This is a genomic window from Brucella rhizosphaerae, assembly GCF_002252475.1.
Lineage (GTDB): Bacteria > Pseudomonadota > Alphaproteobacteria > Rhizobiales > Rhizobiaceae > Brucella > Brucella rhizosphaerae.
This window is the reverse complement of the sequence record NZ_NNRK01000035.1, coordinates 47,425-68,597: the sequence shown is the minus strand read 5'-3', so window position 1 is coordinate 68,597 and position 21,173 is coordinate 47,425. Positions and strand designations below refer to the sequence as shown.

Sequence of the window (21,173 nt, the reverse complement as noted above, 5' to 3'; positions counted from 1 at the left end):
TTCGTGTCTGCACTTCCGAATAGACTCTGATACAGGACGCGCCTGACCAGACAAGGCTTCTTTTAGCTGAAGCTTAATCATCGAGCCAGAAATTCATGCCAATTTTCAAAATTATTAGAATGATATTCTAATTCTGTTTCCAGCAATGGAATTCCGTTCGTCGTAAAGAGGGCTCTCCTTCCTGTAAATTCGCGCCAGCTTAATCGAAGGAATTCCCCATGATCCTCAGCGTCAAAAACCTCACCAAGACACTTATTGCGGGCTCTCTCATGGCCCTGGCCGCGTCGGGTGCGGCCCATGCAGACGCAACACTGGATCGCATCAAAGCCAAGGGCAAATTGACCGTTGGCGTCATCCTTTCAGGCGCGCCGTTCGGCTATATTGATCCCAAGACGCAGGAACAGAAGGGCCTTAACATCGACATCGCCAAAGAATTGGCGAAAGGCCTCGGCGTGGAACTTGCCACGCAAACCGTTACGCCGCCAAACCGCGTGCAATTCCTTCAGCAGGGCAAGGTCGATATTCTGATCGCCAACATGCAGTACACAGAAGAACGCGCCAAGTCGCTCGGCTACGTGAAGACACCTTATGACCGTATGGGTGGCGCAGCGCTTGGACGCAAAGACAGCGGCATCAAGGACTGGAAAGACCTCAAGGGCAAGATCGCCTGTGTTTCGCAGGGTTCCAACTACACCCAGCCGCTGATTGAAGAATATGGTGCCAACGTCAAGGCATTGCCAAGCCAGCCGGAATCGCTGCTGGCGCTTAAAGGCGGCAATTGCGACGTTTCGGTTCATGTCAGCGGCACACTTGGTCTGATGCTTCAGGACCGCGCTGACGAGTGGAAGGATTACGGCATCCTGATCCCGACCGACCTCATCCCTTCGGATTCAGTCATCTGGCTGAAAAAGGACGAGAACGACACGGAAGCAGCACTCGACAAGCTCGTCCGAGATCTGCACGCATCGGGTAAGATGATCGAGATCGCCAAGGCAAACCGCCTGCCGAACCTGAGCTATCTCGAAGAAGAGCACAACAAGCTCAAGAGCCAGTAAACCTCGAAACTCTATCTTGTCAGAATATTTGCGGGCGGTTCATCCGTCCGCAATTTCAGAGCGTTGATCTGATGCAATCAGATCGAAAAGCGCTCTGAAACGCAATCGGATCATTTCAATGAAAGAAGCTCTGATTTCGCGCTTTATCGAGCTCACCAGCGCAATCGGCCTCAATTATGAATTTCTCAATAGTGGCTATGAAGTCGATATGTGGCTCAATGGCATGGTCACGACGCTTGAGCTGGTCGTGATCACCATTCCGCTAAGCCTGTTTTTTGGCGTCTTGTTTGCAGGCGCTCTGACATCCGGCAAGCGCTGGCTATCGGTGCCAGTGCGCGGCTATGTCGAACTCACCCGTAACACACCAACGCTCGTTCAGCTGATGTGCGGCTTTCTGGTCCTCAATATGCTGATTTCCAACGCCATTGGTGGCGCGCAGAACAATCCGCTCACGCCGTTCTTCTGGCTGGTTGCGATCACGGGTCTCCATATTGCAGCTCTTCACGCGGAGGCCCTGCGCGGCGGCATTGAAGCTGTTCCCGGCACAACGATCGAAGCGGCGCGCGCCATCGGCTTCAATTCGTTTCAGGTGCTGATCTATGTTGAATTGCCGCTGGCAATCCGCACAGCGCTGCCCGCAGTCGTCAATAATCTCGTCAATCTGGTGAAGCTCACGACAGTTGGCTCGGCCATTGCAGTGGGTGAAATCACTTACGCGTCGATCCTGATCTGGACACAGCGCGATAATGTCGTCGAGCTGATGTTGGTCATTCTCCTGTTCTTCAGCATCATCAATCTCATCGTCGCACGCGTTGGCTACTGGTTTGAAAAGCGCCTTGCAATTCCGGGATATGGCCAATGAACATCGCTATCGAACAAAAGCCCAATATCTGGCTGTCGCCGACGACAATCACATTCACGACGATCTTTCTGGCCGCAGCATTCTGGTTTTATCTTGATCCGTCGCTTGGCCAGATCTGGCTCGACTGGCTGCCTTATCTTGGCAAAGGCTTTGCCATGAACGTGCTGATCAGCGTTTTTGCAATCACACTCGGCACCTTTGCAGGTGTGTTGCTTGGCATCATGGAGCTGGCACCTTACCGGATCATTCGCGCACCGGCTGTGACTTATGTGCAGATTTTCCGCAACGCACCGCATCTCGTGCTGATCTTTGCTGCGACCTATATTTTCCCGTTCGAGCTGGTGGTCTTCGGCAACTACATCGCTTTCCCGGACTGGATCAAAGCGGTTGTCGGCCTTGCCATTCCAGCAAGCGCGCATATTGCGGAAATCACCCGCGGCTCCATCCAGTCGATCCCAACCGCGCAGTGGGAAGCGGCGCAAGGCCTTGGCTTTTCGCGTCTGCAATCGCTGCGCTGGATCATCCTGCCGCAATGCGTCAAGCGTTCTCTGCCGCCGTGGATGAACCTCTATACGTCTATCACCATGGGGACGGCTCTGGCCTCGCTCGTTGGTGTGCATGAGTTGCTGCACTCGGCAACCGATGCAAGCACCGCCGTCCAACGCAACGACTTCACCGTCATCATCTATCTGACCGTGCTGATGGCGTTTTTCCTCTTCTGCTATCCCGTGTCGCGCTTCACGCAGCGGCTCGAAAAGCGGCTCTCCTCCCGCTGACAAGGATCTGAAATTCACATGAGCGACACCACCAAAACTACACTGGTCGAACTGGAGAACGTTCATCTGTCTTTCGGGCAGAATGAAGTGCTCAAGGGCATAGACCTCAAGATCAACAAAGGCGATGCGGTCTCGATCATCGGACCATCGGGTTCGGGAAAATCAACGATCCTGCGCTGCATCAACGGTTTGCTGATCCCGCAATCGGGCAAGATCACCGTCGGATCAACCCGCGTGGACGAGCTTAAAACCGAAGCCGAGCGCATCACTTTGCGCAAGCGCATTGGCATTGTTTTCCAGCAGTTCAATCTGTTTCCGCACTTAACTGTTCTGGAAAATATCACCATTGCACCGGTCAAAATCCTGCGCACGCCGAAAGCTGACGCAGAGCGCCATGCGAAAGAACTGCTGAAAAAAGTGCGGCTTGAACACAAGACGGATGCCTATCCGGGTGAGCTGTCGGGCGGTCAGCAACAGCGTGTCGCCATTGCCCGTGCCCTTGCCATGCGGCCGGAACTGGTTCTGTTTGATGAAGTCACCTCCGCGCTCGACCCGGAAACGGTCGGCGAAGTGCTGTCGGTCATTCGCGATCTCGTCAATGAAGGCATGACCAGTATTCTCGTAACCCACGAAATGCGCTTCGCCGAAGAAATCAGCGATGCGATTGTCTTTACGGAAAACGGCCGCATCATCGAGCAAGGCACGCCGGAGCAGCTCTTCTATAAGTCAACGAACCCGCGCATCAGTGCTTTCGTCAATGGCCTTGGCGGCAATGCAAGCCGCATCAATGAAGGTGGCGAAGGGATCTGACATGGCCGATCATGTAACAAAGACCCTGAGCCTGGCTATTGTTGGCTCCGCGCCATCGCCCGAAGCAATCGCTATTGCCCGCACGGCAATCGTCGATTTTCTCGCCTGTGCGCTTGGCGGAGCGAATGATCGCAGCACGCTTCTCGTCACGAAGGTTCTGGGGACCAGCGGAAATGTCGCGTTAATTGGTCAGAACGGCACAGCCGATCCTTTCACGGCAGCGCTGATCAACGGTCATGCGGCCCATGTGCTTGATTATGACGATGTGCATGGCAGCGTGCGCGGACACCCGACAATTGCCATCGTCCCGGCCCTTCTGGCCGTTGCAGCTGAAAACAACGTCAGTGCAGACGCATTTGTTGCTGCCTATATCGTCGGGCTTGAAACCATGGCGCGCCTTGGCCTTGCCATGGGCACGAAGCATTATGAAACCGGCTTTCACGCAACCGCAACGCTCGGCACCATCGGGGCTGCAGCAGCCATTGCGCATCTCCTCAAATTCGACGCCCTGACCACTGCCATTGCTCTCGGTCTGGCCGCCACACAATCAGCAGGGCTTCGCCTGCAATTTGGCTTTGATGCGAAGCCGCTTCATGCCGGATTTGCCGCACGTGCAGGTCTCACTGCCGCGCGACTGGCAGAAGCCGGTTTCCTCGGCGCACGGGATTTCATCGACAACGCAAACGGCTTTTTCAAAGCCTTTGCCTTTGGTGCGGAAGATCTATCCCGCGTCACCCAAGGCTGGGGCGCGCCATGGCAGATCATCGTCCCGGGCCTGACGCTTAAGGCTTTCCCTTGCTGCACGGCAGCCCATCCGGTTGGCGTTGGCGCTCTCACATTGCGCAATGACAAGGGGCTGCAACCCGATCAGATTGCAGCGGTTTCCATCACTTTTCCGCCCGGCGGCGATGCTGCACTTGTGACAACCAAACCTGTGACGGGCATCGATGCGCGGTTCAGCCCGGAATATATCTTTGCGGCTGCCTTGCGCGACGGAAAGCTGGCGATTGCTCATTTTGATGACCGTCCGGTCGATACCGATCTGGCACAACTTGCGGCAAAGGTAACACGACGCCACGACGAAAATGCGCCGCGGCTCTCGCCCGATCCTAAAACCCGTTTCGTCATCATCGATGTAACGCTCAAGGACGGCTCGACGCTTTCGCAGCGTGTCGATGGTCTGCCGAGCATCAGCGACCCAACCGACAAATTCAAGGACGCAACGAAGGATGATCCGCGCTTTGCAGGTATCCCCGACCTCGTCCAATCCATGACCAGCGCAGACGACTTGCAAAAGCTCATCTCGTGGCTCAACCAATCCCCGGAGTAAAAGACATGACCAAGAAACAAATGCATCTCGGCCTCTTCCTGCAGGGCGCAGGCCACCATGTTTCGGGCTGGCGGCACCCGGATGCGGAATCGGGCAGCGAGAATTTCGACCTGCTGCGCCGCGTGGCGAAAGAAGCGGAAGACGCGAAATTCGACATGATATTTCTGGCCGATGGCCTGACCAGCGGCGTTGACGCTCACCCATCGATGGTTGCGCGTTTTGAGCCGCTGACGCTGCTTTCTGCGCTCGCCATGGTCACAGACAAAATCGGTCTGGCTGCCACGGCGTCAACCACCTATGGCGAACCCTATCATACGGCGCGCGCCTTTGCGTCCATCGATCATTTGAGCCACGGGCGGGCCGCGTGGAACATCGTCACCACGTCTTATGCCCGCACGGCCAACAACTTTTCCAAGAGCCATCCTGAACATGACGAGCGCTATGCGGTCGCTGGAGAATTCGTCGATGTCGTGCGCGGTCTTTGGGATAGCTGGGACGACGACGCTTTCCCGAAAGACAAGGAAAACGGCATCTACGCCGACCCCGACAAGGTGCATGTTCTCAACCACGCAGGTAAATATTATTCCGTTCAGGGCCCGCTCAACATTCCGCGTTCTCCGCAGGGCCATCCGGTTCTCATTCAGGCCGGTTCATCTGGTCCCGGTCAGGATCTGGCAGCGCGTATCGCCGATATCGTGTTTACGGCACAGCAGAGCCTTGCTGAAGCACAGGCTTTCTATGCCAGCCTGAAGGAACGCGTGGCAAAGGCCGGTCGCGATCCGGACAGCGTGGCCGTGATGCCCGGTTTCATGCCGGTTATCGGCGACAGTTTCGAAGACGCCGCTGAAAAGCTCAAGGAGCTGAACCGCTGGACCGACATCAAGAGCGCCATGCCGCTTCTCGAAGAGCGTATTGGCCACAGCCTTGCCGAATATGATCTCGATGGTCCGCTGCCTGATCTGCCAATTTCCGATCAGCTCCGCAGCCGTGCAGAACTTCTGCGCGATCTGGCGCGTCGCGAGAACCTCACAATCCGTGACCTTGCGCTTCGCGTCGCTGCGGGTCGTGGCCACCACATCGTGCTGGGCACACCTGAGCAAATTGCTGACCGGATGCAGGAATGGTTCGAAGGCAAGGCTGCGGATGGCTTCAACGTCATGCCACCTTATTTCCCGGGCGGTCTCGAAGACTTCAACAGAAAGGTTGTGCCTATCCTTCAGGAGCGCGGGCTGTTCCGCACCGAATATACGGGCTCGACATTACGTGATCACCTCAATATTGCTCGCCCTGAAATAAAGCATACATAAAGACAGTAGCCGCATCGCTTCCTCCCAAGAATGCGCTGCGGCTACAGCACTGAATTCCCCCAAACAAAAGGCCGGAAGCTCTCCCAAGGTTTCCGGTTGGCATGATCGATGGCACACCCGAACAGACTGAACTCCGCGGCGCTTGATTTAACCCCCGATACGGCCACGGCGGATGAATTGAAAGCCGCGATGCGACAGCTTGCTGCCGGCATCAGTGTATTGACCGCAGGAACCGGGGACGCCAGAACCGGCGCAACCGTCACGTCTGCAACCGCTCTTTCAGTCGAGCCACCGACAATCATCGTCAATATTAATCTGACCGCGTCAGTATGGCCGACAATCAATGCTGAACGTCATTTCTGTCTCAATATTCTTTCGGGCGAGCAACAGGCTATTGCTGACCGTTTCGCAGGCCGGAATGGCGAGAAGGGTGCCGCCCGTTACGCGGACGCTGAATGGTATGAACTCGAAAGCGGCGCTATGGCACTAAAAGGTGCGCTCGCTTCCATTGACTGCGAGGTCGAAGAAATCATCGAACGTCATACCCATGCCATCGTCATTGGTCGCGCGCTTAAGATCGTCACTGGCGAAGGTGAGCCGCTCATCTATCACCACGGACGCTATCACGCCCTCAAGCGCTAAGTTCTTCGTCAAATATTCATCTTGTCTGAAACAGCTGTTGCCCTGCTGTCATAAATTGCCTAGCTGTTAGACAAGTTAGTGCTCATCCCGAAAAGCGGGAACTGGTTTTCGGAAAAGATGTGCGTAAAAACAAAAAGATAGAGCATTTCTAATAATTCAGCTTAATCCAAAAATGCTCTGGATTGAAGTGGGAGGGTTCAGCGTCGTGATTGAATGGTTGGCCAATAGCAGCCCGGTAAGTCGGAAAAATGCGGCTGAAATCGTATTCGATGATATCCGTTCCGCGATTACAACCGGACGACTGACCATTGGAACGCGCCTCCCATCCGAAGCTAAACTTGCTGAAAAATATAGCGTCAGTCGCCCCATTGTGCGCGAAGCATTGCGCTCGCTGCAAACGCTTGGCCTTACTCAGACACGCACTGGCAGTGGCACTTATGTGCTCAAAGATGCCCCCGGACCGGAACTAAGCTATGGCGGGTATTCGGCACGCGATCTTATCGAAGCTCGCCCTTTCATCGAAGTGCCAGCAGCAGGCTGGGCAGCACTACGGCACACAGAAGAGCAATTGGCAAAGCTGATTGATCTTTGCGACCGCATGGACAAGCAGACCGATCCGCATAAATGGGTGCTGCTCGATACCGAGTTTCACAGCATGATTGCTTTGGCGTCAGGCAATGCGATGTTTGCAAAAATCGTCGCAGATGCCCGCGTCGCACTTTCACGCCAGTCGGAACTCGTCAATCTGATGGCCGGACGTCGTGAAGCTTCCAATATCGAGCATCGCCAGATCGCAGAAGCGATTAAGGCTGGTTCCGAGGAGCAGGCACGTCTTGCAATGCAGAACCATCTCGGACAGGTGAAGCTGGCCGTCACCACGATCATCGCCAAAGAAAAAGGCTCGCCAGAGTAAATCTGCGGCGAGCCTCTTCGCAATTTTTGCCGGAAATGCTTTTATATCTCGGCTTCAACGGCCAGATTGGCGAGGTGCTCCGGCTTGAGTGCCCGCTGCAATTCATCGGCTGTCATATGCCCCTGTGCAAGCACAACTTCTGGCACAGTCTGCCCGGTCGCAAGCGCTTCCTGCGCAACCTTGGTGGCGGCATAATAGCCGATCAGCGGATTAAGCGCTGTAGCAAGGCCGATGGATTCTTCCACGCGGCGTGCCATGATTTCCGGGTTGGCGGTAATGCCATCCACGCAGCGTTCTGCAAGAATGCGGCAGGCAGCACCCAAGTGGCTGATGCTTTCGGACAGCGAACGCACGATGATCGGCTCGAAAGCATTTAACTGCAACTGACCGCCTTCGGCCGCCATGGTGATCGTTATATCGCTGCCGATAACCGCAAATGCCACCTGATTGACCACTTCCGGGATCACCGGATTGATCTTGCCCGGCATGATGCTTGATCCGGCCTGCACCGCAGGCAGATTGATTTCGCCAATGCCAGCGCGCGGGCCCGAAGACAGGAGCCGCAGATCATTGCAGGTCTTGGAAAGCTTGACTGCGACACGCTTCAATACGCCTGAAAGATGTACAAAAGCGCCCGGGTCCTGGGTTGCTTCAATCAGATCGCTGGCGGTGACCAGCGGACGGCCGGTCAGACGCGAAAGATGCTCACAGGCAAGCGCTGCATAGCCTTTTGGCGCGTTAAGCCCGGTACCGATTGCCGTCGCCCCGAGATTGATCTCATGCAGAAGTTTGGCCGACTCCAGAAGCCGCAAGCGATCCTCACCGAGCATAACCGCAAAGGTACGGAACTCCTGACCCAGCGTCATCGGCACCGCGTCCTGAAGCTGCGTGCGCCCAACCTTCAGCATCTTGTCAAACGCGCGCGCTTTGCGCTCAAACGATGCCTGAAGAATTTCCATGGCATCGGCCAGTTCGTCAATCGCTTCGATCAACCCGACATTGATGGCAGTCGGATAGGCGTCATTGGTAGACTGGCTGAGATTGACATGATCGTTTGGATGCAGATGTGCGTAGTCGCCCTTCTCATGCCCCAGCAATTCCAGCGCACGATTGGCAATAACCTCATTGGCATTCATGTTGGTGGATGTGCCCGCACCGCCCTGAATGACATCAACGACAAACTGATCATGCAGCGCGCCATCGCGGATTTCACGGCAGGCGCTTACAATTGCATCAAGATTCTGGCGGCTCAGCAAACCAAGCTCATGATTGGCGAGTGCTGCTGCTTCTTTCACAAAAGTCAGGCCGCGAACGAGATAGGGATAACGTCCGATGCTCACGCCTGTGATCTGAAAATTATCCACTGCACGGGCTGTATGGACGCCCCAGTAAGCATCTGCGGGAACTTCCTTTGCACCGAGCAGATCATGTTCAACGCGCATCTCGACCACTTTGTCCTCCTGAACCCAAACCAGATTTATCTGTCATGCTGTCAGACAGATTCAACTCGGTTACTCTTCCTTGTGACAAGCGTCAACACACTTGTGAACTTGACTAGAGATTTCTGATATGCGTTAAGACCTTCATTAAATCTGTCATGCAGCTTTACAGAAACTCAACAGGGAACCATTGAGGCATGTTCAGGACCGGCTCGTTTAGCGGGAAAGTGGTCTTGCCAACAGAGCATGCGTCAAAGCACAATTGAAGATGCATTGCCGGGCGGCGTTAGAGCCCCATGTATTTTGACAGCTTCGGGAATGCCAGGGAATGGCGTTCTCCCTTGTGAGCACAGCTTAAAGCGATGGCCTCAACAAAACCGAGCTCTCAGGGAGGAGCGATGTCAACGGAATTTATCAAGGCCACACCGGCCGAACGCGAAGTCTTCAAAGAGGAAGACCACGGCTATCACAAAGCGCTGAAGCCACGTCAGATTCAGATGATTGCCATCGGGGGAGCAATCGGAACGGGTCTGTTTCTGGGCGCAGGCGGACGACTGGCGCAGGCTGGCCCGTCACTTGTGTTCGTTTACGCGGTCTGCGGCTTTTTCGCATTTCTGGTTTTGCGTGCGCTTGGCGAACTGATCATGCATCGCCCAAGCTCCGGCTCCTTTGTCTCCTATGCCCGTGAGTTCTACGGCGAGAAGATGGCTTTTGCGGCAGGCTGGATGTATTGGCTCAACTGGGCAATGACATCGATTGCAGATGTGACCGCTGTTGCGCTCTATATGAATTTCTTCAAGCATTATGTTCCATGGCTCGAAGGCATCGACCAGTGGATGTTTGCAATGACCGCACTGGTGCTCGTGCTGTCGATGAACCTGCTCTCGGTCAAGGTTTTTGGCGAGCTGGAGTTCTGGTTCAGCCTTATCAAAGTGCTGTCGCTCGTGATCTTCCTGCTTGTCGGCATTTATTTCGTTGTTTCCGGCACACCGATTGACGGTCATCAGCCGGGTTTCCATCTCATCCGTGAGAGCGGGGGCTTCTTCCCGAACGGCATATTACCAGCACTTGTTATCATACAGGGCGTGGTCTTCGCCTATGCCTCGATCGAACTGATCGGCACCACGGCAGGAGAAACTGAAGACCCACGCAAGATCATGCCGGGCGCAATCCGCACCGTCGTCTTCCGCCTGCTGGTCTTTTATGTCGGTTCAGTTCTGCTTCTCACCATGCTGTTGCCGCACACGCTTTACTCCGGTGGCGAAAGCCCGTTTGTAACATTCTTCAGCAAGATCGGTATTCAGGGTGCAGATATCATCATGAACCTCGTCGTGCTGACGGCAGTGTTATCATCGCTCAATGCCGGTCTTTATTCGACCGGACGCATTCTGCATTCGATGGCAGTTTCCGGTTCCGCACCAGCAGCACTTGCCAGGATGAACAAGAACGGCGTTCCTTATGGTGGTATTGCTGTCACCGCTGTCGTCACTGCAATCGGCGTTGGACTCAATGCCGTTGTGCCTGCGGCCGCGTTTGAAATCGCGCTCAACCTCGCATCGCTCGGCATCATCACTGCCTGGGGTGTGATCATTCTATGCCAGCTCAAGCTCTGGCATCTTTCGCGCAAGGGTGAAATTGCCCGCCCCGATTTCCGCATGTTCGGCGCACCCTATACCGGCATTCTGACGCTTGCGTTCCTGTTGGGCGTTCTGGTTCTGATGGCTGCAGATTACCCCGTTGGCTCCTATACTATTGGTTCGCTGATTATCATTATACCCGCGCTCGTTATTGGCTGGTATTGTTTGCGTGATCGAATCTATCGTCTGGCGGCACAACGCGCAGCTGATACCGAAAAAAGCGGCTGAGTGAGGGGAAAGAGTGAATAACAGGCAATTCAAACCATTGGTGGCGGTCATCGCCACCGGTGGAACTATTGCAAGCAAGCGCGGCAAGAATGGCGCAAGCACACCGACGCTCAATGGCGACGATCTGCTTGCAACGCTGGGCGATGTCGATGCCCGGTTACGCCCAATCGATCTGATGGCAAAGGATTCATCCAGCCTGACACTGATTGATATGCAGTCCATCAGCGACGCTGTCGAAGCGCAAATCGCAAATGCAGAAATCGATGGCATCGTTGTATTGCATGGCACCGATGCCATGGAAGAAACAGCGCTGCTCGTTCACCTGCAACGCAACCTTTCCAAGCCTGTGATCTTCACCGGCGCGCAGTTCACTGCCGATCATCCCGATGCGGATGGTCCTTCCAATCTGACGACAGCGATCCAAATGGCAGCAGACCCGGCAAATGCGGAAAAGGGTGTGCTGATTGCTTTTGGCGGCAGGACCGTTCCGGCATGGGGTGCCTTCAAATACAGCAGTGACCATGCCGACGCTTTCAGATCAGTGCGTGATCTTGAAGCCCCGGATGCAATCCACCTGCCCACATCCGTCAGCGGAACGCGCGTTGATATCGTTGCAATCCATCCCGGTTGCGATGACGTGCATATTCAGGCGAGCATTCAGGCAGGAGCCAACGGCATTGTCCTCGCAGCTCTCGGCTCCGGCAATGCCAACGCGGCAATCGTTGAAGCCGTGCAGCAATGCACGAAACGCAACATCCCGGTTGTGGTTTCAAGCCGCGTGCCCACTGGCGTGCTGGTGCCGGGTTATGGCGGCGGCGGTGGAGGCCATGATCTGGTTGCAGCCGGTGCTGCGCATTCGCAGACCCTGCGTCCCGGTCAGGCCCGCATTCTTCTGGCAAGCCTTATTGCCAGCAAAAGCCCGAAAGATGCGATCACAAAGGCTTTTGACGATCTGAACCCTTAAAACGCATCCGCAAAGTGCAAGATCTGAAGCGCGCCGTTTTCTGCGGCGCGCTTTTTTGTTGTCATGCACATCTTGTTCCGAAAACCGGTTCCCACTCATCGGGATGTGCTCTGCCCCTAACCCGACGCCAAAACATATATGACTTTTTTATTTTTCAGCCTTTTCCTCTCTCTCGAAACCCTATGCGCAACAGCGGCATAGTGCCCGCTGTGAAACAGGGAGCCCATAGGCGATCAGGCCACGGGCAATTGAAATGACAATGGATATCGCCGTTCTTGGTATCGGCATCGCTTTTTTCGCAATGCTGTTTGGCTATTTGCGACTTTGCGAGAAGCTTTGAGGAACCCGCCATGCTGATTGAATATATCGCTGGCGCTTTGGTCGCGGCTTTTGTTGCCGCCTACCTTCTTTACGCGCTCATTCGTCCAGAACGGTTCTGAATAAGCAGTTGATTTGAGCCTGATCAGGGCTTGGGAAAAACCATGACAATCAATGGATGGATACAGATCCTCATCTTTTGCGGGATCATCATCGCGCTCGTAAAGCCGCTTGGCAGCTATATGACACGCGTTTTCAATGGCGAGCGCACTTTCCTTTCGCCTGTCCTCGTTCCCATAGAACGGGGGCTTTTTCGCTTGGCGGGTACAAGCGAGCGCGAGGAACAGCACTGGACGAGCTATACCGCCGCCATGCTGCTGTTCAATCTTGCAGGCTTCCTGCTGCTTTATTTTTTGCAGCGCTCGCAAGGTTCTTTGCCTTTTAACCCGATGGGTATGAGCAATGTACCGGCAGACCTCGCCTTCAACACCGCAACGAGCTTCGTCACCAATACCAACTGGCAGAACTATGGTGGCGAAAGCACCATGTCTTACCTCACCCAGATGGCTGGTCTTACGGTGCAGAACTTCGTGTCAGCGGCGACAGGCGTGGCTATCGCTATAGCGCTCATTCGCGCCTTCTCGCGCAAATCCATGAAGACGCTTGGCAATTTCTGGGTCGATCTTACGCGTTGCGTACTCTACATCCTGCTGCCGTTTTGCATCATCATGACACTGGCCTTCGTTGCACTTGGGGTGCCGCAAACGCTCGGCTCCTATGTCGAGGCCACCACGCTCGAAGGTGCGCGTCAGGTCATTGCCCTCGGACCCGTCGCCTCGCAGCTTGCCATCAAAATGCTTGGCACCAACGGCGGTGGCTTCTTCAATGCCAATTCCTCGCATCCGTTTGAAAACCCCGATGCCATCTCGAATATGATCCAGATGGTAGCGATCTTTGCCATCGGCGCATCGCTCACCAATGTTTTCGGCCGTATGGTCGGCAATGAAAGGCAGGGCTGGGCAATCTTCACCGCCATGGGCGTGCTGTTCCTGGCTGGTGTCGCCATTTGCTATTGGGCAGAAGCTGCGGGCAATCCGCTGATCCATGCACTTGGCATTGATGGCAGCAATATGGAAGGCAAGGAAACCCGCTTCGGCATCACCATGTCGGCATTGTTTGCAGTGGTGACGACGGCTGCATCCTGCGGTGCGGTTATCGCCATGCATGACAGCATGATGGCACTTGGCGGCATGATCCCGATGATCAACATGATGCTGGGCGAAATCATCATCGGCGGTGTGGGCGCAGGTTTCTACGGCATCATTCTGTTTGTGATTGTCGCAATCTTCGTCGCCGGTCTGATGGTTGGACGCACGCCTGAATATCTGGGCAAGAAGATCGAAGCCAAAGAAGTGAAGATGGCCATGCTTGCCGTCCTCTGCCTGCCGCTCTCGATCCTTGGTTTTACGGCAATCGCCTCTGTTATCCCAGCAGGCGTAAGCTCCATCGCCAATCCCGGACCGCACGGCTTTTCGGAAATCCTCTATGCCTATACGTCTGGCACGGCCAATAACGGCTCGGCCTTTGGTGGCCTCTCGGGCAACACGCCCTGGTATAATATTACCATCGGTCTTGCGATGCTGATGGGCCGCTTTCTGGTCATCGTTCCAGCCATGGCAATTGCAGGCTCACTGGTTGCCAAGAAGGCAGCACCGGAATCTGCCGGGACATTCCCGACGCATGGACCGCTTTTCGTTGGCCTTCTGATCGGCGTCATTCTCGTCGTGGGTGGACTGATCTTCTTCCCTGCGCTGGCACTCGGACCTGTGGCCGAACATCTTTCTATGATCAACGGGCAGACATTCCAATGATCAGCCCCTCAAACCTCATTCTCCTCATCCTCGCAGCAGTCCTGATGATCGTTTTTGCTGCAGAATTTCTGGGTCCGCTTTTCTGGAGTTCCCTATGAGCAAGTCCCAATCCGCGAGTATCGTTGATGCCCGCATCCTCATTCCCGCCATCGGCGACGCTTTTCGCAAGCTCAACCCGAAAAGCCTTGCACGCAATCCGGTCATGTTCGTCGTGGCGGTCGTCTCGCTGCTCACCACTGTTCTTCTGCTGAAGGACGTTGCGACTGGCGGCACCGATATCGGCTTTTCATTCCAGATCGTGCTGTGGCTCTGGTTCACGGTGCTGTTTGCCAATTTTGCCGAAGCCGTTGCCGAAGGTCGCGGCAAGGCACAGGCTGAATCCCTGCGCCGTACTCGCACAGAAACACAAGCCAAGCTGCTCCGCGATGCAGGCCATAGGGATTTTACGACCGTACCCGGCACAAGCCTCAAGGTCGGCGATCTGGTACTCGTTGAAGCAGGCGATATCATTCCGTCCGATGGCGAAGTCGTTGAAGGTGTCGCTTCCGTCAATGAAGCAGCCATCACCGGTGAATCCGCTCCGGTTATCCGTGAATCCGGTGGCGACCGCTCTGCGGTTACAGGCGGCACGCAGGTCCTGTCTGACTGGATCAAGGTGCGTATCACGGCGGCACAGGGTTCGACCTTCATCGATAAGATGATCAGTCTTGTCGAAGGTGCAGAGCGCCAGAAGACACCGAACGAAATCGCCCTCAACATCCTGCTTGCAGGCATGACGCTGATCTTCGTTCTGGCGGTTGTAACAATTCCGAGCTTCGCTTCTTACGCTGGCGGCTATATCCCGGTCATCGTGCTGGTGGCTCTTTTCGTGACGCTGATCCCGACCACTATCGGCGCACTGCTTTCAGCAATCGGCATTGCCGGTATGGACCGGCTTGTCCGCTTCAATGTGCTTGCGATGTCGGGCCGTGCCGTGGAAGCAGCCGGTGACGTCGACACTTTGCTGCTCGACAAAACCGGCACGATCACGCTCGGCAATCGTCAGGCAACAGCTTTCATGCCGGTTAGCGGCGTGAATGAACTCGAGCTTGCCGATGCGGCACAACTGGCCTCGCTTGCCGACGAAACACCGGAAGGCCGTTCAATTGTCGTACTGGCCAAAGAAAAATACGACATGCGTGGCCGCGACATGCAGAGCCTCAATGCGAGCTTCGTGCCTTTCACCGCACAAAGCCGGATGAGTGGTGTCGATGTCGATGGTTCTTCCATCCGCAAGGGCGCAGTGGATGCCGTCCTCAAACAAGCAACGTCTGACGAAAAGACCGTTCACGAACTTCAAGCCATTGCCGACACAATCGCCAAGTCCGGCGGCACACCGCTAGCGGTCAGCAAAGATGGTCGTCTGCTCGGTGTCATTCACCTCAAAGACATCGTCAAAGGCGGCATTCGCGAACGTTTCACCGAACTGCGACGCATGGGTATCCGCACGGTTATGATCACCGGCGATAATCCGATGACAGCAGCTGCCATTGCGGCAGAAGCCGGTGTCGATGATTTTCTGGCGCAGGCAACGCCTGAAAACAAGCTCGAACTCATCCGTCAGGAGCAGGCCAAAGGCAAGCTTGTGGCCATGTGCGGCGACGGCACCAATGACGCGCCAGCTCTTGCACAGGCTGATGTCGGCGTTGCGATGAACACCGGCACGGTTGCCGCGCGAGAGGCCGGCAACATGGTCGATCTCGACAGCGATCCGACCAAGCTTATCGAGATTGTCGAGATCGGCAAGCAGTTGCTGATGACACGCGGGGCACTCACAACCTTCTCGATTGCCAATGATATTGCCAAGTATTTTGCGATTATCCCAGCGATGTTCCTCGCCTTCTATCCGCAGCTTGGCGCGCTCAACATCATGGGGCTTGCAACGCCGCAAAGCGCGATCCTCTCGGCGATCATTTTCAACGCGCTCATTATCGTCGCGCTGATCCCGCTCTCACTGAAGGGCGTTACTTACAAGCCTGTCGGTGCAGGTGCCCTGCTGTCGCGCAATCTGCTTATTTATGGCCTTGGCGGCGTCATCGTTCCGTTCATCGCCATCAAGGCCATCGATATGGCCATAGTCGCCCTCGGCCTGGTTTAAGGAACTAGAAAATGCTGAAACAACTTCGTCCAGCACTCGTCATGATCGTTGCCCTTACCGTCATCACCGGGTTGATCTATCCGCTTGGCATGACAGGTCTTGCGCAGGCAATCTTTCCACAACAGGCCAATGGCAGCCTGATCGAGAAAGACGGCAAGGTGATCGGCTCCGAACTGATCGGCCAGAAATTTGCAGGCGACCGCTATTTCCATGGCCGTCCTTCTGCGGCAGGCAAGGAAGGCTATGATGCAGCCAGTTCCGGTGGCTCCAACCTTGGACCAACCAATCCGGTGCTGATCGAACGCATCAAAGCCGACGCGGATGCACTCAAGCAGGGCAATCCCGGTACTGAGGTGCCAATAAACCTCGTGACGACTTCGGCAAGCGGTCTTGACCCGCATATTTCGCCGGAAGCAGCCCTTTTTCAGGTGGCGCGTGTTGCCAAAGCGCGTGGACTTGATGAAACCAGCCTTCGCGGTATCGTCGAACAGCAGATCGAACAGCGTGAGCTTGGTTTTCTGGGCGAGCCGGTCGTCAATGTGCTGAAACTTAATCTTGTTCTGGACAGAACAGGGCATAACTAGTGGTCTGATTCCGACATTTGCATACCCCGGCTACAGGCATCGGACAAATGTCGGAATCAAAAGGACCACTAGCAAGTTTATGAATCTAGTGGATTTTTTTGAATTTGACGTTTGATACAGTGTGGGCATCAGTCGGGATTCAAACGTCAAATTGAATCCACCAGAGCAGATAAAAGCATTTCCAGCAAAAGTGCGAAGCGGTTTTGCGTGGGATAATGCGTAAAAACGAGAAGATAGAGCGGTTCCATTAATTCTGCTAAAACCGGAGCCGCTCTAACGGCGAGCCTTTCCGCCGCCTTTTTATTTCGAGGAAACAACGCTTGGTATCGGATGAACTTCGCCTTGGCGATATGAGGCCCTCCCCCGATGCGCTGCTTGAACAGGCGGAGCGCGAAACGCGTGGCCGTCTGAAGATATTTCTGGGAGCAGCTCCCGGCGTCGGCAAGACTTATGAAATGCTGATGTCCGGGCGTGCGCGCAAAGCTGACGGCATTGATGTCGTGATCGGTATTGTCGAGACGCATGGGCGCGCCGAAACCGAGGCGCTTGTCGACGGGCTTGAAATCATCGACCGCACCGAAATTTCCTATCATGGCCATCGGCTTGATGAGATGGACATCGACGCGATCCTTGCCAGAAAGCCACAACTGGTTCTGGTGGATGAGCTGGCCCATACCAATGCACCGGGCAGCCGCCATCCCAAGCGTTATCAGGACGTCGAAGAAATCCTCGCGAGCGGGATTGATGTTTATACCACGCTCAATATCCAGCATGTCGAAAGTCTCAATGATGTGGTCGCGCAGATCACCCGCATCCGTGTGCGCGAAACTGTACCCGACAGCATTATCGACCGGGCCGATGATATTGAACTGATTGATCTCACGCCGGATGATCTCATCAAGCGGCTCGATCAGGGCAAGATTTATCTGCCCAAAACCGCAAAGCGGGCCATTCGCAACTATTTCTCTCCCGGCAATCTGACTGCCTTGCGTGAATTGGCACTCCGCCGAACCGCGCAGCGTGTGGACGAACAGTTGCTGACCCACATGCGTGCCAATGCCATTCTGGGGCCATGGGCTGCCGGTGACAGAGTGCTTGTTGCGGTCGACCAGCGCACAAACAGCGCTTCACTGGTCCGCTATGCCCGGCGGCTTGCCGACCGGATGCGCGCGCCCTGGGCTGCAATTCATATTGAGACGCCGCGTTCTGCCAGTCTTTCCGATGAAGCAAAGGATCGGCTTGCAGCAACCATGCGACTTGCCGAACAGCTTGGCGGCGAAACCATCATCATTCCCGGCCAAAGCATTGCCGAAGACCTCGTGCGCTATGCTTCAACACATAATTTCACACATATCGTTGCCGGAAAATCAGCAAAGCCGCGCTGGCGCGAGGCAATCGAAGGCTCGGTCAGCCATGCACTGATCCGCCATTCCGGTGCGATTGACGTTCATATCACCGCTGCCGCTGACCGCGACAATGCCGGCTCCGCCCGCAGCATTAAAACTGTCAGCTATTCAACCGGATACAACCTCAAGCCCTATCTCGCTGCAACACTCGTGACGGCCTGCGCGCTTGGTGTCGGCCTTCTGCTTGATCAGTTTCTCGACGTGCGAAGCATCGCACTGGTTTTCGTTGTCGGTGTTCTCGGTGTTGCGGTCACGCTTGGCCTGTGGCCAGCGCTGTTCGTTTCGGTTTTAAGCGCATTTGCCTATAATTTCTTCTTCCTCTCACCGCTCTACACGCTGTCCATTGCCGATCCCGAAAGCGTGGTGGCGCTGTCATTCTTCCTGCTTGTAAGCTTCGTCGCCAGCAATCTGGCAAGCCGTGTGCAGCGACAAGCGACCGCCGCGCGCCAGCGTGCACATATGACGGAAGACCTTTATCTGTTCAGCAAAAAGCTCGCAGGAACCGGTTCGCTCGACGATGTGCTCTGGGCGACCGCCTTTCAGATCGCCTCCATGCTCAAAGTACGCGTTGTCATCCTGTTGCCGGAAGGCGAAAGCATCGCCGTGCGCGCTGGCTATCCGCCTGATGACAGTCTTGTCGACGCCGATATTGCTGCGGCCCATTGGGCATGGGAGCATGAACTGCCGGCGGGACGCGGCGCGGATACTCTGCCCGGTGCCAAACGGCTTTATCTTCCGCTCAAAACCGCGCGCACATCAGTCGGTGTGATCGGCCTCGATAATGATCGGCAGGGGCCGATCCTCACGCCAGAACAGCAACGGCTTTTTGAGGCGCTCAGCGATCAGGCGGCCATCGCTATCGAGCGCGTGCAGCTTGTTGGTGATGTCGAGCGGGCAAAGCTTGCAGCAGAAGCCGACAAGCTTCGCTCTGCCCTTCTCACCTCGATATCGCACGATCTTAAAACCCCGCTTGCGGGCATCATGGGTGCGGCAACCACATTGCGCGACTATTCCGGTTCACTGCCGGACAATGATCGCACGGAATTGCTCTCGACCATTGTTGAGCAATCCGAGCGGCTCAATCGCTTCATTGCCAATCTGCTCGACATGACGCGGATTGAATCAGGTGCCATGGAGCCCAATCTGTCGCTCTATTATCTCGGTGATATCGTGGGTTCGGCTCTTCATCGCGCCACCAGGATTTTGGCCCAGCACAAAGTTCAGGTGGCGGTGCCAGCCGACCTGCCTATGGTGCGGCTTGATGCGGTTTTATTCGAGCAAGTGCTGTTCAATCTCCTGGATAATGCTGCAAAATATGCGCCGCAAGGTTCAGAAATCGCTCTTGACGCGCATGTCGAACGTGGCCGTGTAACGCTTGAAATCAGCGACCATGGTCCCGGCATTCCAGATGTGGATCTTGAACGGATTTTCGATACGTTCTATCGCGTTCGCAAAGGCGACCATGTGCAGGCAGGAACGGGCCTTGGTCTTTCCATTGCGCGTGGTTTCACCGAAGCAATGGGCGGAACCATTCGGGCTGGAAACAGGGCTGACGGTTCTGGCGCATGTTTCAGAATAACCATACCGCTCCCAACTCAAGAAATGGACCGGAACATATGAACGACCCCAAGCCCAAAATTCTGGTGGTCGATGACGAGCCACCCATTCGCAAATTGCTGCGGGTTGGGCTTACCACCGAAGGTTACGCCGTGGTCGAAGCGACCAATGCGCGCGAGGCATCAGCACTTCTGGACGGCGAAAAGCCTGATCTTGTGCTGCTTGACCTTGGCCTGCCGGATACCGACGGCCATGAGCTTCTTCGTCTTTGGCGCGAACAGGGGCAGACGCTGCCGATCCTCATTCTTTCAAGCCGCACCGATGAAGCAGGCATCGTGCGAGCGCTGGAAACAGGGGCCGACGATTATGTCACCAAGCCTTTCGGCATGAAGGAGCTGGCCGCACGAACGCGCGTTGCCTTGCGCCACAAGCTGCATCAGCAGGGTGAAAAGCCAGTGTTTCAGAGCGACGGTCTGTCGGTCGATCTGGTCAGACGCATCGTCAAGCTCGAAGAGACCGAGATAAAGCTCTCACCAAAGGAGTATGAAATTCTGCGTCTGCTCGTGCAGCACGCGGGCAAGGTGCTGACACACCACTATATTCTGAGCCATGTCTGGGGACCAGCGGCCGATGTGCAGTATCTGCGCATCTATGTTCGCCAGTTGCGCCAGAAGATCGAAAAATCTCCCGATCAGCCGCATTATATTTTAACGGAAACAGGCGTCGGCTATCGCCTGCGCGAAGCCGACGCAATCGCTGTCTGATTACGACTGAACTTTGGATTTCTTGAGCGTCTTGCCGTGATTGGCAATCCAGTCCATCGTCGCCAGAAGTACACCCGAAATCACGAAAACCAGATGAATGATGACCATCCACTTAATGTGATCGGCAGAGTATTTGGCGACGTCCATGAACACCTTGAGAAGATGGATACCGGAAATTGCCACGATGGAGGCGACGAGCTTCAGCTTCAGCGCTGAGAAATCGACTTCACCCTGCCAATCGGGGCGATCCTTGTGATCGGCGAGATCCATGCGACTGACGAAATTCTCATAGCCCGCAAAGATCACGATCATCAGAAGATTGGCAGCAAGGCTGAGATCAATCAGTGCCAGCACGCCAAGAACAGCATCATTCACTGTCATTGACGGAATGATCAGCGCCAAATGCCATAGCTCGACCATGAAAACCCAGACCAGAATGACCAGCGCCAAAGCGAGGCCAATATACATGGGTGCCATCAGCCAGCGACTGGCGAAAAGGCTGCGTTCGATCAGTCGTTCCATGGCGTGCTCCTAAAGCGTGTCGCATTTTATCATATCCACATGACACGCTTT

Annotated in this window: 18 protein-coding genes; 16 read left to right on the top strand and 2 right to left on the bottom strand. The window is 55.2% G+C overall.

Annotated elements, in window-relative coordinates:
- The first annotated feature begins 218 nt into the window (after positions 1-218).
- From CEV32_RS22060 to CEV32_RS22025, 8 genes are all read left to right on the top strand, one after another.
- Positions 219-1,055 carry a transporter substrate-binding domain-containing protein gene (locus CEV32_RS22060; RefSeq protein WP_094579276.1) on the top strand — a complete coding sequence of 279 codons (837 nt, stop codon included), beginning with the start codon at positions 219-221 and terminating at the stop codon, positions 1,053-1,055.
- 118 nt (positions 1,056-1,173) lie between these two features.
- Complete coding sequence (locus CEV32_RS22055) at positions 1,174-1,917, top strand: amino acid ABC transporter permease (protein ID WP_094579275.1); 744 nt, start codon at positions 1,174-1,176, stop codon at positions 1,915-1,917.
- On the top strand, positions 1,914-2,693 hold the full coding sequence (locus CEV32_RS22050; RefSeq protein ID WP_094579274.1) for an amino acid ABC transporter permease: 780 nt from the start codon (positions 1,914-1,916) through the stop codon (positions 2,691-2,693). The genes CEV32_RS22055 and CEV32_RS22050 overlap by 4 nt, the downstream gene beginning before the upstream one ends.
- 18 nt (positions 2,694-2,711) lie before the next feature.
- Complete coding sequence (locus tag CEV32_RS22045) at positions 2,712-3,503, top strand: amino acid ABC transporter ATP-binding protein (RefSeq protein ID WP_094579273.1); 792 nt, start codon at positions 2,712-2,714, stop codon at positions 3,501-3,503.
- Between the two features lies 1 nt (position 3,504).
- On the top strand, positions 3,505-4,833 hold the full coding sequence (locus CEV32_RS22040; protein ID WP_167382840.1) for an MmgE/PrpD family protein: 1,329 nt from the start codon (positions 3,505-3,507) through the stop codon (positions 4,831-4,833).
- Between the two features lie 5 nt (positions 4,834-4,838).
- On the top strand, positions 4,839-6,140 hold the full coding sequence (locus CEV32_RS22035) for an LLM class flavin-dependent oxidoreductase (protein WP_094579271.1): 1,302 nt from the start codon (positions 4,839-4,841) through the stop codon (positions 6,138-6,140).
- A gap of 108 nt (positions 6,141-6,248) precedes the next feature.
- A complete protein-coding gene (locus CEV32_RS22030; protein ID WP_094579270.1) occupies positions 6,249-6,782 on the top strand; it encodes a flavin reductase family protein in 534 nt (177 codons plus the stop codon).
- Between the two features lie 187 nt (positions 6,783-6,969).
- Positions 6,970-7,695, top strand: a complete 726-nt coding sequence (locus CEV32_RS22025; protein WP_094579496.1) for a FadR/GntR family transcriptional regulator — start codon at positions 6,970-6,972, stop codon at positions 7,693-7,695.
- 41 nt (positions 7,696-7,736) lie between these two features.
- On the opposite strand, the gene CEV32_RS22020 is transcribed toward CEV32_RS22025, so the two are convergent.
- A complete protein-coding gene (locus CEV32_RS22020; RefSeq protein WP_094579269.1) occupies positions 7,737-9,137 on the bottom strand; it encodes an aspartate ammonia-lyase in 1,401 nt (466 codons plus the stop codon).
- Between the two features lie 395 nt (positions 9,138-9,532).
- Here CEV32_RS22020 and CEV32_RS22015 point away from each other — a divergent pair, with 395 nt between their 5' ends.
- The 8 genes from CEV32_RS22015 (at position 9,533) to CEV32_RS21980 (ending at position 20,600) form a co-directional block, all read left to right on the top strand.
- Positions 9,533-10,999 (top strand): amino acid permease, encoded by a 1,467-nt coding sequence (locus tag CEV32_RS22015; RefSeq protein ID WP_094579268.1) that lies wholly within the window; start codon positions 9,533-9,535, stop codon positions 10,997-10,999.
- Positions 11,000-11,012: 13 nt separating this feature from the next.
- Positions 11,013-11,963, top strand: coding sequence for an asparaginase (locus CEV32_RS22010; RefSeq protein ID WP_094579267.1), 951 nt, complete (start codon positions 11,013-11,015; stop codon positions 11,961-11,963).
- A 350-nt stretch (positions 11,964-12,313) separates the two neighbouring features.
- Complete coding sequence (gene kdpF / locus CEV32_RS22005) at positions 12,314-12,403, top strand: K(+)-transporting ATPase subunit F (protein WP_036567035.1); 90 nt, start codon at positions 12,314-12,316, stop codon at positions 12,401-12,403.
- 42 nt (positions 12,404-12,445) lie between these two features.
- Complete coding sequence (gene kdpA / locus CEV32_RS22000; RefSeq protein WP_094579266.1) at positions 12,446-14,152, top strand: potassium-transporting ATPase subunit KdpA; 1,707 nt, start codon at positions 12,446-12,448, stop codon at positions 14,150-14,152.
- A gap of 94 nt (positions 14,153-14,246) precedes the next feature.
- Positions 14,247-16,289 carry a potassium-transporting ATPase subunit KdpB gene (gene kdpB, locus CEV32_RS21995; RefSeq protein WP_094579265.1) on the top strand — a complete coding sequence of 681 codons (2,043 nt, stop codon included), beginning with the start codon at positions 14,247-14,249 and terminating at the stop codon, positions 16,287-16,289.
- Between the two features lie 11 nt (positions 16,290-16,300).
- On the top strand, positions 16,301-16,873 hold the full coding sequence (gene kdpC, locus CEV32_RS21990) for a potassium-transporting ATPase subunit KdpC (protein ID WP_094579264.1): 573 nt from the start codon (positions 16,301-16,303) through the stop codon (positions 16,871-16,873).
- A gap of 350 nt (positions 16,874-17,223) precedes the next feature.
- Positions 17,224-19,899: a sensor histidine kinase gene (locus tag CEV32_RS21985; protein ID WP_235818871.1), complete on the top strand. Its 2,676-nt coding sequence runs from the start codon at positions 17,224-17,226 to the stop codon at positions 19,897-19,899.
- The gene (locus CEV32_RS21980) at positions 19,896-20,600 is read left to right on the top strand and encodes a response regulator transcription factor (protein ID WP_094579262.1); all 705 of its coding nucleotides are present in this window, start codon (positions 19,896-19,898) and stop codon (positions 20,598-20,600) included. The genes CEV32_RS21985 and CEV32_RS21980 overlap by 4 nt, the downstream gene beginning before the upstream one ends.
- Here the strand turns inward: CEV32_RS21980 and CEV32_RS21975 are convergent, their stop codons facing one another.
- Entirely contained in the window at positions 20,601-21,122 is a 522-nt protein-coding gene (locus CEV32_RS21975; RefSeq protein WP_094579261.1) for a TIGR00645 family protein, read from the bottom strand.
- Between the last annotated feature and the right edge of the window lie 51 nt (positions 21,123-21,173).

Coding starts and splice junctions, on each gene's coding strand:
- CEV32_RS22060 (WP_094579276.1), top strand. CDS start 219: ATGATCCTCAGCGTCAAAAACCTCACCAAGACACTTATTGCGGGCTCT.
- CEV32_RS22055 (WP_094579275.1), top strand. CDS start 1,174: ATGAAAGAAGCTCTGATTTCGCGCTTTATCGAGCTCACCAGCGCAATC.
- CEV32_RS22050 (WP_094579274.1), top strand. CDS start 1,914: ATGAACATCGCTATCGAACAAAAGCCCAATATCTGGCTGTCGCCGACG.
- CEV32_RS22045 (WP_094579273.1), top strand. CDS start 2,712: ATGAGCGACACCACCAAAACTACACTGGTCGAACTGGAGAACGTTCAT.
- CEV32_RS22040 (WP_167382840.1), top strand. CDS start 3,505: ATGGCCGATCATGTAACAAAGACCCTGAGCCTGGCTATTGTTGGCTCC.
- CEV32_RS22035 (WP_094579271.1), top strand. CDS start 4,839: ATGACCAAGAAACAAATGCATCTCGGCCTCTTCCTGCAGGGCGCAGGC.
- CEV32_RS22030 (WP_094579270.1), top strand. CDS start 6,249: ATGGCACACCCGAACAGACTGAACTCCGCGGCGCTTGATTTAACCCCC.
- CEV32_RS22020 (WP_094579269.1), bottom strand. CDS start 9,137: ATGCGCGTTGAACATGATCTGCTCGGTGCAAAGGAAGTTCCCGCAGAT.
- CEV32_RS22015 (WP_094579268.1), top strand. CDS start 9,533: ATGTCAACGGAATTTATCAAGGCCACACCGGCCGAACGCGAAGTCTTC.
- kdpF (WP_036567035.1), top strand. CDS start 12,314: ATGCTGATTGAATATATCGCTGGCGCTTTGGTCGCGGCTTTTGTTGCC.
- kdpA (WP_094579266.1), top strand. CDS start 12,446: ATGACAATCAATGGATGGATACAGATCCTCATCTTTTGCGGGATCATC.
- kdpB (WP_094579265.1), top strand. CDS start 14,247: ATGAGCAAGTCCCAATCCGCGAGTATCGTTGATGCCCGCATCCTCATT.
- kdpC (WP_094579264.1), top strand. CDS start 16,301: ATGCTGAAACAACTTCGTCCAGCACTCGTCATGATCGTTGCCCTTACC.
- CEV32_RS21985 (WP_235818871.1), top strand. CDS start 17,224: ATGAGGCCCTCCCCCGATGCGCTGCTTGAACAGGCGGAGCGCGAAACG.
- CEV32_RS21980 (WP_094579262.1), top strand. CDS start 19,896: ATGAACGACCCCAAGCCCAAAATTCTGGTGGTCGATGACGAGCCACCC.
- CEV32_RS21975 (WP_094579261.1), bottom strand. CDS start 21,122: ATGGAACGACTGATCGAACGCAGCCTTTTCGCCAGTCGCTGGCTGATG.